17 protein-coding genes, 1 pseudogene and 1 riboswitch are annotated in these 15,335 nt (G+C 76.8%); of the genes and pseudogenes, 15 read left to right on the forward strand and 3 right to left on the reverse strand.

All coding sequences use genetic code 11. From position 1 onward, the window contains the following. Positions 1-48 precede the first annotated feature (48 nt). The 9 genes and pseudogenes from treS (at position 49) to MN205_RS11295 (ending at position 8,059) form a co-directional block, all read left to right on the forward strand. Entirely contained in the window at positions 49-2,283 is a 2,235-nt protein-coding gene (gene treS, locus MN205_RS11255; RefSeq protein WP_374115916.1) for a maltose alpha-D-glucosyltransferase, read from the forward strand. Between the two features lie 73 nt (positions 2,284-2,356). Next, positions 2,357-3,022 (forward strand): ribulose-phosphate 3-epimerase, encoded by a 666-nt coding sequence (rpe, locus tag MN205_RS11260; RefSeq protein ID WP_242127253.1) that lies wholly within the window; start codon positions 2,357-2,359, stop codon positions 3,020-3,022. 127 nt (positions 3,023-3,149) lie between these two features. Further along, positions 3,150-3,278, forward strand: a riboswitch (FMN riboswitch). 212 nt (positions 3,279-3,490) lie between these two features. Continuing rightward, complete coding sequence (gene ribD / locus MN205_RS11265; protein ID WP_255819135.1) at positions 3,491-4,600, forward strand: bifunctional diaminohydroxyphosphoribosylaminopyrimidine deaminase/5-amino-6-(5-phosphoribosylamino)uracil reductase RibD; 1,110 nt, start codon at positions 3,491-3,493, stop codon at positions 4,598-4,600. Further along, the gene (locus tag MN205_RS11270; protein WP_242127257.1) at positions 4,581-5,237 is read left to right on the forward strand and encodes a riboflavin synthase; all 657 of its coding nucleotides are present in this window, start codon (positions 4,581-4,583) and stop codon (positions 5,235-5,237) included. Before ribD ends, MN205_RS11270 begins: the two co-directional genes overlap by 20 nt. Beyond that, a pseudogene (gene ribB, locus MN205_RS11275) lies at positions 5,234-5,884 on the forward strand (3,4-dihydroxy-2-butanone-4-phosphate synthase); the annotation flags it as partial. The gene MN205_RS11270 and the pseudogene ribB, both read left to right, overlap by 4 nt. Positions 5,885-5,895: 11 nt before the next feature. Next, positions 5,896-6,375 carry a 6,7-dimethyl-8-ribityllumazine synthase gene (gene ribH / locus MN205_RS11280; protein ID WP_242127259.1) on the forward strand — a complete coding sequence of 160 codons (480 nt, stop codon included), beginning with the start codon at positions 5,896-5,898 and terminating at the stop codon, positions 6,373-6,375. A 60-nt stretch (positions 6,376-6,435) separates the two neighbouring features. Next, positions 6,436-6,699, forward strand: coding sequence for a phosphoribosyl-ATP diphosphatase (locus tag MN205_RS11285; RefSeq protein ID WP_242127261.1), 264 nt, complete (start codon positions 6,436-6,438; stop codon positions 6,697-6,699). A gap of 32 nt (positions 6,700-6,731) precedes the next feature. Further along, on the forward strand, positions 6,732-7,577 hold the full coding sequence (gene hisG, locus MN205_RS11290; RefSeq protein ID WP_242737993.1) for an ATP phosphoribosyltransferase: 846 nt from the start codon (positions 6,732-6,734) through the stop codon (positions 7,575-7,577). An 8-nt stretch (positions 7,578-7,585) separates the two neighbouring features. Next, entirely contained in the window at positions 7,586-8,059 is a 474-nt protein-coding gene (locus MN205_RS11295) for a PH domain-containing protein (protein WP_242127265.1), read from the forward strand. Positions 8,060-8,075: 16 nt separating this feature from the next. Here the strand turns inward: MN205_RS11295 and MN205_RS11300 are convergent, their stop codons facing one another. Next, on the reverse strand, positions 8,076-8,696 hold the full coding sequence (locus MN205_RS11300; protein WP_242127266.1) for a hypothetical protein: 621 nt from the start codon (positions 8,694-8,696) through the stop codon (positions 8,076-8,078). Between the two features lie 50 nt (positions 8,697-8,746). Continuing rightward, a complete protein-coding gene (locus MN205_RS11305) occupies positions 8,747-10,027 on the reverse strand; it encodes a GNAT family N-acetyltransferase (protein ID WP_242127268.1) in 1,281 nt (426 codons plus the stop codon). A gap of 70 nt (positions 10,028-10,097) precedes the next feature. Here MN205_RS11305 and hisF point away from each other — a divergent pair, with 70 nt between their 5' ends. Continuing rightward, positions 10,098-10,871: an imidazole glycerol phosphate synthase subunit HisF gene (hisF, locus tag MN205_RS11310; RefSeq protein ID WP_242127270.1), complete on the forward strand. Its 774-nt coding sequence runs from the start codon at positions 10,098-10,100 to the stop codon at positions 10,869-10,871. A gap of 27 nt (positions 10,872-10,898) precedes the next feature. Here hisF and MN205_RS11315 read toward each other — a convergent pair whose 3' ends face one another. Continuing rightward, on the reverse strand, positions 10,899-11,549 hold the full coding sequence (locus MN205_RS11315; RefSeq protein ID WP_242127271.1) for a TIGR03085 family metal-binding protein: 651 nt from the start codon (positions 11,547-11,549) through the stop codon (positions 10,899-10,901). 30 nt (positions 11,550-11,579) lie between these two features. Between MN205_RS11315 and hisI the strand changes: the two genes are divergently transcribed. From hisI to trpB, 5 genes are all read left to right on the forward strand, one after another. Beyond that, positions 11,580-11,990: a phosphoribosyl-AMP cyclohydrolase gene (hisI, locus tag MN205_RS11320; protein WP_374115911.1), complete on the forward strand. Its 411-nt coding sequence runs from the start codon at positions 11,580-11,582 to the stop codon at positions 11,988-11,990. Then, positions 11,987-12,610 (forward strand): Trp biosynthesis-associated membrane protein, encoded by a 624-nt coding sequence (locus MN205_RS11325; RefSeq protein WP_308220272.1) that lies wholly within the window; start codon positions 11,987-11,989, stop codon positions 12,608-12,610. Before hisI ends, MN205_RS11325 begins: the two co-directional genes overlap by 4 nt. A gap of 206 nt (positions 12,611-12,816) precedes the next feature. Beyond that, entirely contained in the window at positions 12,817-13,089 is a 273-nt protein-coding gene (locus MN205_RS21860) for an HGxxPAAW family protein (RefSeq protein ID WP_242127275.1), read from the forward strand. Between the two features lie 88 nt (positions 13,090-13,177). Next, on the forward strand, positions 13,178-14,002 hold the full coding sequence (trpC, locus tag MN205_RS11335; protein ID WP_242127277.1) for an indole-3-glycerol phosphate synthase TrpC: 825 nt from the start codon (positions 13,178-13,180) through the stop codon (positions 14,000-14,002). Continuing rightward, positions 13,999-15,309 (forward strand): tryptophan synthase subunit beta, encoded by a 1,311-nt coding sequence (gene trpB, locus MN205_RS11340; protein WP_242127279.1) that lies wholly within the window; start codon positions 13,999-14,001, stop codon positions 15,307-15,309. Before trpC ends, trpB begins: the two co-directional genes overlap by 4 nt. The last annotated feature ends 26 nt before the right edge of the window (positions 15,310-15,335 follow it).

Here is a 15,335-nt window from a genome sequence, read left to right on the forward strand (position 1 = left end):
CTCGCCCGCGCGCACGCCGGTGAGTACGACGGCGCGGAGGGTGCCGAGATCACCTACGACGAGCAGCGCTACCCGGCACGCCCGCGGCGGCTGCGCCCGCGCGCCCAGCTGCGCCAGGCGGGCGGGCGCCGCGTCAGCGACCCGCGCGCCGCCGACGGCTCCAACCCCGCCTACGTGCAGTGGCTGGTGGGGCAGTCGATGCTTGCCGACGCCGACGTGCTCTCCCGGCAGCTGTCGGGCCAGCCGGCGATGTGGCGCAACCCGTACGCGCGCCCGGACGCCCGCCGCGCCCTGGCCACCGCCTCGGTGTGGTTCACCGCCTACCCGATCTCCCTGATCACCGCGCCGGGGGCGTCCTTCCTGGGGTCGCTGGGCAGCGACGAGCTGTGGCAGGCGTTCCAGCGCATCGGCATCGACGCGGTGCACACCGGGCCCGTCAAGCGTGCCGGCGGTCTGACCGGGTGGAACGAGACCCCCAGCGTCGACGGGCACTTCGACCGCATCAGCACCCACATCGACCCCCTGTTCGGCACCGAGGACGAGTTCCGCGAGGTGTGCGAGGTCGCCGACCACCACGGCGGCAGCGTCATCGACGACATCGTGCCCGGCCACACCGGCAAGGGCGCCGACTTCCGCCTGGCCGAGATGGCGTACCGCGAGTACCCCGGCATCTACCACATGGTGGAGATCCCCGAGGAGGACTGGCACCTGCTGCCCGAGGTGCCCGCCGGCCGCGACGCCGTCAACCTCGACGCCGACGCCGAGGCGCAGCTGGCCGAGCACGGCTACATCATCGGCGCCCTGCAGCGGGTCATCTTCTACGCGCCGGGCGTGAAGGAGACCAACTGGTCGGCCACCGCCCCCGTCACCGGCGTGGACGGCAAGGTGCGCCGCTGGGTGTACCTGCACTACTTCAAGCAGGGCCAGCCGTCCATCAACTGGCTCGACCCCACCTTCGCCGGCATGCGCCTGGTCATCGGCGACGCCCTGCACTCCCTGGGCGACCTGGGCACCGGCGCGCTGCGCCTGGACGCCAACGGCTTCCTCGGCGTGGAGAAGTCCGCCGAGGGCCTGCCCGCCTGGTCCGAGGGGCACCCCCTCTCGCACGCGGCCAACCACGTCATCGCCGGGATGGTCCGCAAGGTCGGCGGGTTCACCTTCCAGGAGCTGAACCTGACGATGGAGGACATCCGCGACACCGGCCGCGTCGGCGCGGACCTGTCGTACGACTTCGTCAACCGCCCCGCCTACCACCACGCCCTGGCCACCGGCGACACCGAGTTCCTGCGCCTGACGCTGCGCACCTCGCTGGAGACCGGAGTCGAACCCGTCAGCCTCGTGCACGCCCTGCAGAACCACGACGAGCTCACCTACGAGCTGGTGCACTGGGCGACCCTGCACGCCGCCGACACCTACCCCTTCCGCGGGCGGGAGACCACCGGCGCGGAACTGGCCGAGACGGTCCGCGCCGACCTGCTGGCGCACCTGACCGGCGAGGCCGCCGACTACAACCACGTCTTCACCACCAACGGCATCGCCTGCACCACCGCCTCGGTCATCGCCGCCACCCAGGGCCTGCGCACCCTGGAGGACATCGACGACAGCCACGTGGAGGGCATCCGCCGCGCCCACCTGCTGCTGGCCATGTTCAACGCCTGGCAGCCGGGCGTGTTCGCCCTCTCCGGCTGGGACCTCACCGGCACCCTGCCGGTGCCGGCCGAGCAGGTGCGCGACCTCATCGAGGGCGGCGACACCCGCTGGGTGCACCGCGGCGCCCACGACCTCATGGACGTCGCCCCCGAGGCCACCGCCTCCGCCTCCGGGATGCCGCGCGGACGCGCCCTGTACGGCTCCCTGCCCGCGCAACTGGAGTCCGAGACGTCCTTCGTCGCCGGCCTGCGCGACGTGCTGGCCACCCGCGCCAAGCACGGGGTCGCCGCCGCCACCCAGATCGACGTGCCCCCCGTGGCGCACCCCGGCATGCTCGTCATGGTCCACCGCCTCGACGACGGCGACCCGACCCGCACCGACGCACCCCTGCAGGTGACGGTGCTGAACTTCACCGGCGACACGATCGAGGGCACCGTGCGCTCGGAGGCCTTCGAGCCGCGCCACGCCGTCGTCGACGCCTCCACCGGCGGCGAGATCGGCTGGGTGGACGACCTGCGCAGCTTCGGGGTGTGGCTGGGCCCGTACGCCGGGCTGTTCCTGGTGCTGACCGCCCCCGGCGAGCGCGACGCCGCCGTGCAGGGCGAGACGCTGGGCCGGCCCGAGACGGCCTGAGGGGCAGCCCGGGGAACGGCGCGAGGAGCGGCGGCCGGCGCTCGCGGGCCGGGGCCGCCGCTAGGGTCGCGCCGTGACGATCCAGGTCAACCCCAGCATCCTGTCCGCCGACTTCGCCAACCTCGCCGCAGAGCTGCAGCGCATCTCCACCGCCGACGCCGCGCACGTCGACGTCATGGACGGGCACTTCGTGCCCAACCTGACGCTGGGGCTGCCGGTGGTGGAGGCGCTGCGGAAGGCCTCGCCCGTCCCGCTGGACTGCCACCTGATGATCGAGGCGCCCGACCGGTGGGCGCCGGCCTACGCCGAGGCCGGCGCCCAGGGCGTCACCTTCCACGCCGAGGCCTCCGCCGCCCCCGTCAAGCTCGCCCGCGAGCTGCGCGCCGCCGGCGCCCGCGCCGGCCTCGCCCTGCGCCCGGCCACCCCGCTGGAGCCGTTCGTGGACCTCCTCGGCGAGTTCGACATGCTCCTGGTGATGACCGTCGAGCCCGGCTTCGGCGGGCAGTCCTTCCTCGACGTGACCCTGCCGAAGATCCGCCGCGCCCGCGCCGCCATCGGAGCCTCCGGCCTGGACGTGCGCCTGCAGGTCGACGGCGGCATCTCCACCTCCACGATCGAGCGGGCCGCCGAGGCCGGCGCCGACGTCTTCGTCGCCGGCTCGGCCGTCTACGGCGCCGAGGACGCCGCCGCCGCCGTGGACGAGCTGCGCCAGCTGGCCACGGCCGCCTGCGCGCACTGACGCCGCGGCCACCGGCGGTCCCGGCACCGCCCGCGTGGCACACTGACGCGACCGGCGGCCCCGCGCGGGGGACACCGGCCCAGCGAGACCAGAAGCAGGACCAGCAGGACCAGCAGGAACGAACGACACGCGTGCTCCGGGGTCGGTGGAAGTCCGAACCGGCGGTGACAGTCCGCGAGCCCCCACCTCGGTGACGGGCCGACCCGGTGGAACTCCGGGACCGACGGTGAGAGTCCGGACGGGAGGCAGCACGCGGGTAGTGCGCTCGTGCCCGCGCGCGCCCGGTGGCTCCGCCGCCGCGCGCCGCGCCGGTGCGCCCGCACGACCCGGGTCGCTGGTGCGCTCGCGCACCACCGACGGCCTCCGCGTCCCCTCGGACCGCCCGACGGTGCGAGAGCGAGGAACGCGGTGCCCCACACGCAGCCCCCGGCGCAGCCCGGGGACCGGCGCGCGGCCGAGCAGGCCGCCATGCGCCGCGCCCTGCACCTGGCCGCCCGCGGCCCCGCCACCGGCCCCAACCCCCGCGTCGGGTGCGTCCTGCTGGCTCCCGACGGCCACGTCCTCGCCGAGGGGCACCACCGCGGCGCCGGCACCGCGCACGCCGAGGCCGCCGCCCTGGCCGACCTCGCCGCCCGCGCCGGCACCGCGGCCGGCTGCACCGCCGTGGTCACCCTCGAACCGTGCACCCACACCGGCCGCACCGGCCCGTGCGCACAGGCCCTGCTCGCCGCCGGCGCCACCCGCGTCGTCATCGCCGACACCGACCCCAACCCCGCCGCCGCCGGGGGAGCGGACCTGCTGCGCACCGCCGGCGTCGACGTCGAGGTCGGCCTGCTCGCCGACGCCGCCCACGCCCTCAACGAGCGCTGGGCCACCGCCGTGGCCCGCGCCCGCCCCTGGGTGACGTGGAAGTTCGCCGCCACCCTCGACGGGCGCTCCGCCGCCGCCGACGGCACCAGCCGCTGGATCACCTCCGCCCCCGCCCGGGCCGACGTGCACCGCCTGCGCGCCGGGCACGACGCCGTCCTGGTCGGCACCGGCACCGCCCTGGCCGACGACCCCGCCCTGACCGTGCGCCGCGACGACGACACCGAGGCCGGCACCGAGACCGGCACCGAGGACGGCCCGCAGCCGCTGCGCGTGGTCGCCGGCCTGCGCGACCTGCCCGCCGGTGCCCGCCTGCGCGACGGGCGCGCCGAGCTGCTGCACGTGCGCACCCGCGACCCGCACGAGGTCCTGCACGCCCTCGCCCAGCGGGAGGTGCGCACCGTCCTGCTCGAGGGCGGCCCGGCGCTCGCGGCCGCCTTCGCCCGCGCCGGCCTGGTCGACGAGGTCGTCGCCTACCTCGCCCCGGCGCTGCTGGGCGCCGGGGCGGCCGCCGTGGCCGACCTGGGCGTCACCGGCATCGCCGGCGCGCTGCGCCTGGACCTGGCACCCGGTGCCGACGCGGTGCTCCGCGTCGGCGACGACGTGCGCGTCACCGCCCGCCCCCGCGCCCGGCCCGCCGGCGAGCGCGCCCCCGATCCGTCCCACCCGCCCGTCGTCGAGGAGGTCGCCCGTGTTCACCGGGATCGTTGAGGAGGTCGGCGAGGTCGTCGCCGTCGAGCGAGGCGAGGACTCCGCCCGCTTGAGCGTGCGCGGCCCGCTCGTCACCACCGACGCCGTGCACGGCGCCTCCATCGCCGTGGACGGGGTGTGCCTGACGGTCGTGGACCAGCCCGAGCCCGGCGTGTTCACCGTCGACGTCATGGCCGAGACCCTCACGCGCAGCTCGCTGCGCGACGTCGCCCCCGGCCGGCGCGTCAACCTCGAGCGCGCCATGTCCGCCTCCTCCCGCTTCGGCGGGCACGTCGTGCAGGGCCACGTCGACGGCACCGGCACCGTGCTGACCCGCACCCCCGGTGAGGCGTGGGAGGTGGTGCGCATCGGCGTCCAGCCCGCCCTGGCCCGCTACGTGGTCGAGAAGGGCTCCATCACCGTCGACGGCACCTCGCTGACCGTCTCCGCCGTCAGCGCCGTGGACGACCCGGACCCCTGGTTCGAGGTCTCCCTGATCCCCACCACCCTGGAGCTGACCACCCTGGGCGCCCGCGGCACCGGCGCGAGCGTCAACCTCGAGGTCGACGTGCTCGCCAAGTACGTCGAGCGCCTCACCGCCGGCCTGGCGGCGCGCGCCGGCGCTGCGGGGGAGCCCGCTGCGGGGGAGCAGCGGTGAGCGCCAGGACCGCCGAGACCGCCGCGAGCGCCGTCGCGGCCGCGCTGCACGCCCTGCGCGCCGGCCGCCCCGTCCTCGTCACCGACGACGCCGACCGCGAGAACGAGGGCGACGCGATCCTCGCGGCGTCGCTGGCCACCGACGCCTGGATCGGCTGGACCGTGCGGCACACCTCCGGGATGCTCTGCGCGCCCATGCCCGCCGAGCGCGCCGACGCCCTCGCCCTGCCCCGCATGGTCGAGCGCAACGAGGACTCCCTGCGCACCGACTACACCGTCAGCTGCGACGCCGCCGCCGGCGTGAGCACCGGCATCTCCGCCGCCGACCGCGCCCGCACCGCGCGCGTGCTGGCCGATCCCGCCACCGTCCCGGGCGACCTGGTGCGCCCCGGGCACGTCTTCCCGCTGCGCGCCCGCCCCGGCGGCGTCCTGGAGCGCCCCGGGCACACCGAGGCCGCCGTGGACCTGTGCCGGCTGGCGGGTCTGCCGCCCGTGGCCGTCATCGCCGAGCTCGTCGAGGACGACGGCTCGATGTCGCGGTGGGAGCAGATCACCGAGCTGGGCCGGCGGCACGAGCTGCCGGTCCTGACCATCGCCGACCTGCGCGCGCACCTGCGCGCGGGCACCCCGCAGGAACAGCCCACCCCAGGAGGAACAGCGTGAGCGGAGACGGCAGCCCCGAGATCGAGGTGGACGGCAGCGGCCTGAAGGTGGCCGTGGTCGCCGCCCGCTGGCACACCGAGGTGATGGACGGGCTGCTGGCCGGCGCGCGCCGCGCCCTGGCCGACTCGAACGTCACCGAGGTCACCGAGGTGCGCGTGCCCGGCGCCTTCGAGCTGCCCGTGGCCGCCGCGCGCCTGGCCCGCACCGGCCACGACGCGGTCGTCGCCCTCGGCGTCGTCATCCGCGGCGGCACCCCGCACTTCGAGTACGTGTGCGACGCCGCCACCGCCGGGCTGACGCAGGTGGCCGTCAGCACCGGCGTGCCCGTCGGCTTCGGCGTGCTCACCGTCGACAACGAGTCGCAGGCCCTGCACCGCGCCGGCCTGCGCGGCTCGCGCGAGGACAAGGGCCGCGAGGCCGTCCTGGCCGCGCTGGAGACCGTCGTGGCGCTGCGCGAGGCCGCCCCGCCCGCCTGAGCCCCGGCGCGCCCCGGCCCGGCACCGGGCCGGGGCGCGCACCGCCTAGACTCCCGGCACGTGAAGACCTTCGACGGCCTGTTCGCCGAGCTGACGGACAAGGCCCGCACCCGCCCGGCGGGCTCGGGCACCGTGCTCGAACTGGACGCGGGCGTGCACGCCATCGGCAAGAAGGTCGTCGAGGAGGCGGCCGAGGTGTGGATGGCCGCCGAGCACGAGTCCGCCGAGCGCACCGCCGAGGAGGTCTCCCAGCTGCTGTACCACCTGCAGGTGCTGATGATCTCCCGCGGTCTCACCCTCGACGACGTCTACGCGCACCTGTGAGCGCCCAGCCGAACGGTCAGGAGGCCAAACCCGTGCTGCGCATCGCCGTCCCCAACAAGGGTTCCCTGTCGGAGGCCGCCAGCGCCATGCTGCGCGAGGCCGGGTACAACCAGCGCCGCGAGGCCAAGGAACTGCTGCTGGACGACCCGGAGAACAACGCCCAGTTCGTCTTCCTGCGCCCGCGCGACATCGCCCTGTACGTCGGCTCCGGCACCCTGGACGTCGGCATCACCGGCCGCGACCTGCTGCTGGACTCCGGCGCCCCGGCCGACGAGGTCCTCCAGCTGGGCTTCGCCCGCAGCACCTTCCGCTTCGCCGGCCGACCCGGCGTCGCCTCCGCCGCGGCCGACCTGCACGGCCGGCGCATCGCCACCAGCTACTCCGGCCTGGTCGGCAAGCACCTCGCCGAGCACGGCGTCGACGCCGACGTGGTGCACCTGGACGGGGCGGTGGAGACCGCCGTGGCCCTCGGCATCGCCGACGTCATCGCCGACGTCGTGGAGACCGGCACCACCCTGCGCGCCGCCGGCCTGGAGGTCTTCGGCGAGCCCGTCATGCGCTCGGAGGCGGTGCTCGTGCGCCGCGCCGGCGCGGTCGCCGACCCGGCCGTGGACGTCCTCGTGCGCCGCCTGCAGGGCGTGCTCGTGGCCCGCCAGTACGTGATGGTCGACTACGACTGCCCCGCCGAGCTCGTCGAGCGCGCCACCGCCGTCACCCCCGGCCTGGAATCGCCCACGGTCTCGCCGCTGGCGCGCCCGGGCTGGGTCGCGGTGCGCGCCATGGTGCAGCGCTCGGCCACCAACCGCGTCATGGACGAGCTGTACGAGCTGGGCGCGCGCGCCATCCTCGTCACCAGCATCCACGCCTGCCGGCTGTGAACGCACCCGTGGACGGACGCGGAGCGCACATCCCCACCGTGGACGACACCCCCTTCCGGCCCCGTCGCGCCCGCACCGTGGGCCTGGCCGTAGCGGGCGCGCTGGCCGTGGTCCTGGTGGCGCTCGCCGTGGGGCTGTCCCTGGAACCGGGCACCGGCTGGGGCCCGCTCGACACCGCCTCCACCGTGGTCCTCGGGCTGCTCTTGTGCGGGGGCCTGGTGCGCCTGGTGTCCGTGCGCGCCGTGCCCACCACGGAGGCGCTCGTCGTGCGCAACGTCGTCCTCACCCGCCGGGTGCGGTGGGACGAGGTCCTCGAGGTGCGCTTCGGCCGCGACGACCCGTGGCTGGTGCTGGGCACCGCCGACGGGGAGGACGTGGCCGTCATGGCCGTCCAGCGCTCCGACGGCGAGCACGCCCAGGCCGAGGCCCGCCGCCTGGCGCGCATGGTCACCGCGCGCGCCGCGCGCCCGCACCGGAGCTGAACGGCCCGGTCCTGCGCTAGCCGTCCAGCACGCGCCAGCGCGCCCCGCCGACGGCCGCGCTCCCCGCCTCCCGGGGCGGGGAACCGTCCAGCACGACGTCGGCGGCGGCGCGCACGTCGTGCACCGCGAACAGCGCCTCCTCCTGCACCGCCCACCGCCGCCAGTGCGGCGCGAACACCGCCCCGTCGCGCCCCAGGGCGCGCCGCCGGCGCACCGCCTCCGCGGCCGCCACCCACACCAGCACGTCTGCGCGCACGGCGGTGCAGCCCGCCCCCACGCCCTCGACGACCAGCACCGGCGCCTCCGGCGTCGGCAGCGAGAGCGGCACCGGCACCCGTTCCCCCCACCGCCCCCGCACCCAGTCCCAGCGCCGCGGGGCGCTCGCGCGCCCGGCGCGCACCGGCACCAGCACCTCCCGCTCCAGCAGCGCCACCCCCTCGGCCAGCCCGTCCCAGCCGGGGTACAGCTCGTCCAGGTGCAGCACCGGTGCCCCCAGGTGCGCCGCCAGCGCCCCCGCCAGGTCGGTCTTGCCGCTGCCGGAGCGCCCGTCCACGGCCACCAGCCGCGGCCCGGCCGGTGGGCGCGGCGCCGCCGCCGTGCGCGCGGCCAGCAGCTGCACGACCTCCGCGGTGCCCACGCCGCCCTCGCGACCTCTCCCGACGCCGCCGGCCCGCACCCGCGAGAGGCCTAGAACCACGTGGGGCACCACGGCGCCCGCGGCGTCGCCAGCAGCGACTGCAGCTGCTGCACCGCCGCGGGCGAGCCCGCCACCCGCCCCGCCGCCGCCAGCGCCACCGCCGACACCCCGCCCAGCAGCAGCGCCCCCAGCTCCGCCGCACCCAGCACCACGTCCGGCTCCTGCGACGTCGCGGTCACCTCCGCGCACGTCCACCCGTCCTGCCCGCAGCGCTGCGCGTCCACGTGCAGCCGCACCGTCGCCGCCGCCGGGCCGTCCTCGTCGAGCACCCGCAGCACCAGCGAACCGCACCCCAGGTACCGGCGCGCCGCCAACGCCCCGGCCGCGTCCAGGGGCCGCACCCACAGGAAGTCGTCCACCGCACCGCGCTGCACCGCCCGCGGGTCCTCCAGCAGCAGCGGCAGCACCTCGTCCACCGGCCGGTCCGCCGCGTGGACGGTGCGCACCCAGTCCAGCGAGGTCACGAACCCCCACAGGTCCCGGTAGGCACCGGGGGAGAGCGCCTGCAGGTCCAGCACCCGCGCCGAGCACCGCGAGACGCGCCCGGCCCACTCCTCGCTCACCTCGTACGCGGCGTACCCGTCCGCTCGCCCGTCACCGTCGCGGTGCAGCACCACGTGCGCCTGCGGCCCCAGCGCACCCCGGGCGCCCGGTCGCGTCCACTGCCGCCACCACACGTCCTCGCGCAGCAACCCCCCCGGCCGCGCCCGGCGGGCCGCGTCGTGCACCGCGGACAGCTCCCGCCACGCCAACGCCGGCTCCACCAGCTCCAGGCGCCCCGAACCACCCGGTGCGTCCGCGCGGAAGCGCACCGCACCGGCGTCCAGCACCAGACCCGCCGACGCCGTCGCCGCCCCGAACCCGAAGCGCCCGTAGATGGGCGCCTCCGCCGCGATCAGCACCGCCAGCGCGTGCCCCGACTCCCGCGCCCGGCGCAGGTCCTCACCGATCAACCGACGCAGCAGCCCACGCCGACGGTGCGTGGGCAGCACCGTCACCGTCGAGACCGCGTTCACCGACACCGGCCCGGTGCCCGGCAACGTCAGCTCCGAGTCGAACGAGCGGTACGTCGCCACCCACCGACCGGCGTCCACCACCCCCGACAGGCGGTGACCGGCCATCCGCTCCACCGACTCCAGCGCCGCCCGCCCCGCGTCCTCCGGCGCCGGCCGCATGAACGCCACCTGCGGCACCCGCGACCACGCCGCCACCGCCTCCGCGTCGGCGGGGTCGACCGTCCGCAGGGGCAGCGCCCCGCTGTCCGCGCTCATCACCCCTCCGACGCTACCGGGACGGCACCGGCCGGCACCGCGGCGTCCCGGCGCCCACTACCCTCCTGCCGTGAGCGTCGCCGTCCGTGTCATCCCCTGCCTCGACGTCGACGCCGGCCGCGTCGTCAAGGGCGTCAACTTCGCCGACCTGCGCGACGCCGGCGACCCCGTCGAGCTCGCCCGCCGCTACGACGCCGAGGGCGCCGACGAGCTCACCTTCCTCGACGTCACCGCCTCCTCCGCCTCCCGCGAGACCACCTACGAGGTCGTCTCCCGCACCGCCGAGCAGGTCTTCATCCCCCTGACCGTCGGCGGCGGTGTCCGCTCGGTCACCGACGTCGAGCGCCTCCTGCGCGCCGGCGCCGACAAGGTCGGCGTCAACACCGCCGCCATCGCCCGCCCCGAGCTCATCACCGAGATCGCCGAGCGCTTCGGCTCCCAGGTCCTCGTCCTGTCCGTCGACGCCCGCCGCACCCTCCCCGGGCAGCCCACCACGCCCTCCGGCTTCGAGGTCACCACCCACGGCGGCCGACGCGGCACCGGCCTGGACGCCGTGCAGTGGGCCGAGCGCGCCGCCGAGCTCGGCGCCGGGGAGGTCCTGCTGAACTCCATGGACGCCGACGGCACCGGTGCCGGCTTCGACCTGCAGATGCTCACCGCCGTGCGCGCCCGCGTCGGCGTCCCCCTCATCGCCAGCGGCGGCGCCGGCGCGGTCGAGCACTTCCCCCCGGCCGTCGCCGCCGGCGCCGACGCCGTCCTGGCCGCCAGCGTCTTCCACTTCCAGCAGCTGAGCATCGGCCAGGTCAAGGACGCCCTGCGCGCCACCGGCGCCCCCGTGCGCTGACCGTCCCGGGCACCCGGCCCGAACCCGCTAACCGCCCAGCGGGAACGCCTCGGCGAACGCCCGCACCGCGTCCGGCGCACCGTCCACCTCCACCAGCGCGTGCGAGCGCCGCCCGAACGCGTGCAGCAGCAGCTCCTGCGGCTCACCGCGCACGCTGACCGCCACCGCACCGGGGCGCACCACCGCCCGCGGACCCCGCTCGCTGACCAGCACCACCCCCACCGGCGAACGCCGGTACGCCGTGCGCGCCACGAGCCGCACCGCCCGCCACAACCCCGCCGACTCCCCACCGGTCAGCTCCCGCGGCTGCCAGCCGCCCTGCGCCCGGCGCACGTCCTCGCGGTGCACGAAGAACTCCACCCCGTTGACCACCTGCGCCACCGGCCGCCAGCGCGCCGGGCTGCGCGACGGCGGCCCCGAGCGCACCCGCTGCACCAGCGCCTCGAACGGCTCCTGCAGCCACTGCGACCGCACCCGCTGCGCGTGCGCGCCCAGCGACGGCACCGCCCGCCCCAGGGCCTCCCCGGCCAGCACGTCCGGCCGGCCGTCGCGCACCGCCAGGTGCACCAGCAGGTCCCGCACCGCCCACCCCTCGCACAACGTGGGCGCTCGCGGTCCGGCACGCAGCGCGTCGTCGCACAGTCCGTCGCGTTCTCGGGCGGCATCGGGTCCGGGCACGGCGCGATGCTCGCACAGGCCGGTGCGACCATGAGGCACGTGCCCGCCGATCCCTCCGCCGATCCCACCGCCGAGCCCGAGCCCCTCGTGCTGGACCCGCAGGTGGCCGCCCGCCTCAAGCGCGACGCCGCCGGTCTGGTCTGCGCCGTGGTGCAGCAGCACGACACCCGCGAGGTGCTCATGGTCGCCTGGATGGACGACACCGCCCTGGCGCACACCCTGAGCACCGGCCGGGCCACCTACTACTCGCGCAGCCGCCGGGGCCTGTGGCGCAAGGGCGACACCTCCGGGCACGTGCAGTGGGTCAAGCGCGTCTCCCTGGACTGCGACGGCGACGCGCTGCTGGTGGAGGTCGACCAGGTCGGCGCCGCCTGCCACACCGGCGAGCGCACCTGCTTCGACGCGGTGCAGCTGCCCGCCGCCACCGGCGCCCGCCCGTGAGCACCGCACCGGTCCCCGCCACCGGTGCCCCCGCCCCCCGCGCCGGGCGGGGCCGCGGCGCCGTGCTGCTGGCCGGCGCCGCCGGAGCCGTCCTGGCCCTGGTCGCCGGTGCCCCCACGTGGGTGCAGGGCGCGGTGGGCACCGCCGCCGGGGCGCGGGAGGTGGCGGCCGCCGGCCGCGCGGCCGCGCCCGCCGCGACCGCGCTGGCGCTGGTCTCCCTGGCGGCCGTGGTGGCCTGCTCGCTGGGCCGGCGCGCCGCCCGGTCGCTGGCGGCGCTGGTGCTGCTCCTGGCCGGCGCGGGCACCGCCGCCGCGGCGCTGGCGGTGGCCGCCTCCCCGCAGCAGGCGCTGACGACGCCGGCGCGCGCGGTCAGCGGCCTGAGCGAGCCGCCCGTGCAGCGCGTGCAGACCTCCGGGTGGCCCCTGGTGTGCGCGGCCGGCGGGGCGCTGGCCGCCGCCGGGGGCGCCGCCGCGCTGGTGCGCGGGCGCACCTGGGGCTCCTCCAGCCGCCACGAGCGCGACGCGGCCGGTGCTCGCGCCGGGTCGGCCGGGCCCACCGCCGCGGCCGACCCGGCGGCCACCTGGGACTCCCTGACGCGCGGGGACGACCCCACCCGCTGACCGCGCGTCCCCGCACCCCTCACGCACCCCTCACGCACCCCTCACGCACCCCTCACGCACCCCTCACGCACCCCTCGCGCGCCCGGTCCCGCTCGCCGCCGCGCCGCCCGGCGCCCACCGCCCACCGGCCGCGCCCTGCCCGCCGGTCGCGGTGCCGGGCCGGTACCGTGGGAGCACCACCCCCGCCACGTCCGAGGAGCACCACGGTGACCAGCCAGCAGCCCGAGACCACGCACGGCGCCCCCGCCGACGAGCACGGCCACGGCCACAGCGTCGCGGGCTGGGCCGGTGTCGGCACCGCCCTGGTCGGTTTCCTGATCCTGTCCCTGGCCGTGGTGTTCACCAGCCTGCTGTGGGGGATCATCGGCGGGGTCGTCATCCTCGCCTCGCTCGTGGTCGCCTACGTGCTCTCCAAGACCGGGCACGGCGTCACCACCGCCTCCGGGGAAGCCGTGGGCGCCGGCCGCCCGGGGCGCTGAGACCGGCACGTCCCGCCCCGCCGCCCGGCGCCGGGAGCAGGCGGGGACCGGCGTCGGCACCGGCCCGCCGGGGACTACGCTGCAGGACGTGACCGTCCTCGACGACATCCTCGCCGGAGTGCGCGAAGACCTGGCCCAGCGGCAGGCCCGCACCTCGCTGGCCGAGCTGAAGGAGCGCGCGCACCGGCAGGTGCCCGCCAAGGACGCCGCGGCGCTGCTGCGCCCGCGCGACAGCGAGCAGCGCGGCGTGAAGGTCATCGCCGAGGTCAAGCGCGCCAGCCCCTCCAAGGGGGCGCTCGCCCAGATCCCCGACCCGGCCGAGCTGGCCCGCCAGTACGAGGCCGGTGGCGCCACCGTCATCAGCGTCCTGACCGAGCAGCGCCGCTTCGGCGGCAGCCTGGCGGACCTGCGCGCGGTGCGCTGCGCGGTGGACGTGCCGGTGCTGCGCAAGGACTTCGTCGTCGGCTCCTACCAGCTGTGGGAGGCGCGCGCCTTCGGCGCCGACGTCGTCCTGCTGATCGTGGCGGCCCTGGAGCAGGAGGCCCTGGTCTCCCTGGTCGAGCGCACGCACTCCCTGGGCATGACGGCGCTGGTGGAGGTGCACACCGCCGAGGAGGTCGAGCGCGCGGTGGCCGCCGACGCCCGCGTCGTCGGGGTGAACAACCGGGACCTGAAGACGCTGCAGGTGAACAACTCCACCTTCGCCGAGCTGGCCCCCCTGATCCCCGCCGGCGTCGTCAAGGTCGCCGAGTCCGGGGTGCAGAGCCCGCACGACGTGGTCGAGTTCGCCCGCGCCGGCGCCGACGCGGTGCTGGTGGGGGAGACCCTGGTGCGCGGGGATGACCCGCGCCGCGCCGTGGCGGACCTGGTGGCCGCCGGTGCCCACCCGGCGGTGCAGGCGGTGCGCCCGTGAGCACCCCCGTCGCCCGGGCGCAGGAGCAGCCCGCGCCCGCCACCGGCCTGGCCGCCGAGCGCGGCCCCTACTTCGGCGCCTTCGGCGGGCGCTTCGTGCCCGAGGCGCTGGTGGCCGCCCTCGACGAGATCGAGGCCGCCCACACCGCGGCCATGGCCGACGAGTCCTTCCTCGCCGAGCTCGCCGAGCTGCACCGCACCTACTCCGGCCGGCCCAGCATCCTCACGCCCGTGCCGCGCTTCGCCGAGCACGCCGGCGGCGCCACCGTGCTGCTCAAGCGCGAGGACCTCAACCACACCGGCTCGCACAAGATCAACAACGTGCTCGGCCAGGCCCTGCTGACCAAGCGGATGGGCAAGAGCCGCGTCATCGCCGAGACCGGCGCCGGCCAGCACGGCGTGGCCACCGCCACCGCCGCGGCCCTGATGGGCCTGGAGTGCACGATCTACATGGGCGAGGAGGACACCCGCCGCCAGGCGCTGAACGTGGCGCGCATGCGGCTGCTGGGTGCCACCGTCGTGCCCGTCACCGCCGGCAGCCGCACCCTCAAGGACGCCGTCAACGAGGCCTTCCGCGACTGGGTCGCCTCGGTGGACACCACCCACTACGCCTTCGGCACCGTCGCCGGCCCGCACCCCTTCCCCGTCCTGGTGCGCGACTACCAGCGCGTCATCGGCCTGGAGGCGCGCGCCCAGGTGCTGGAGCTGACCGGCCGGCTGCCGGACGCGGTGTGCGCGTGCGTGGGCGGCGGCTCGAACGCCATCGGCATCTTCCACGCCTTCCTCGACGACCCGCAGGTCGCCCTGCACGGCTACGAGGCCGGCGGCGACGGCGTCGAGACCGGCCGCCACGCCGCCCCGATCACCGCCGGCGTCACCGGCGTCTTCCAGGGGGCGCGCCAGTTCGTCATGCAGGACGAGGACGGGCAGACGATCGAGTCCCACTCGATCTCCGCCGGCCTGGACTACCCGGGCGTCGGCCCCGAGCACGCCTGGCTGGCGGCCGGTGGTCGCGCCTCCTACCACCCGGTCACCGACGCGCAGGCGATGGACGCCTTCCGGCTGCTGTGCCGCACGGAGGGCATCATCCCGGCCATCGAGAGCTCGCACGCCCTGGCCGGCGCCCTGCAGCTGGGTCGCGAGCTCGGCCCGGACGCCGTGCTGCTGGTGAACCTCTCCGGCCGCGGCGACAAGGACGTGGACACCGCCGCCCGCTGGTTCGACCTGGTCAGCGACGCCGACCTGGTGGCGTCCGAGGCCGAGCGCGTCGCCGACGCGCCGCAGCGCACCGAGGGAGCAGGCTGGTGAGCACCACGAGCGAACGGGCGAGCACG

This window comes from Kineococcus sp. TRM81007 (assembly GCF_022669155.1).
Taxonomy (GTDB): domain Bacteria; phylum Actinomycetota; class Actinomycetes; order Actinomycetales; family Kineococcaceae; genus Kineococcus.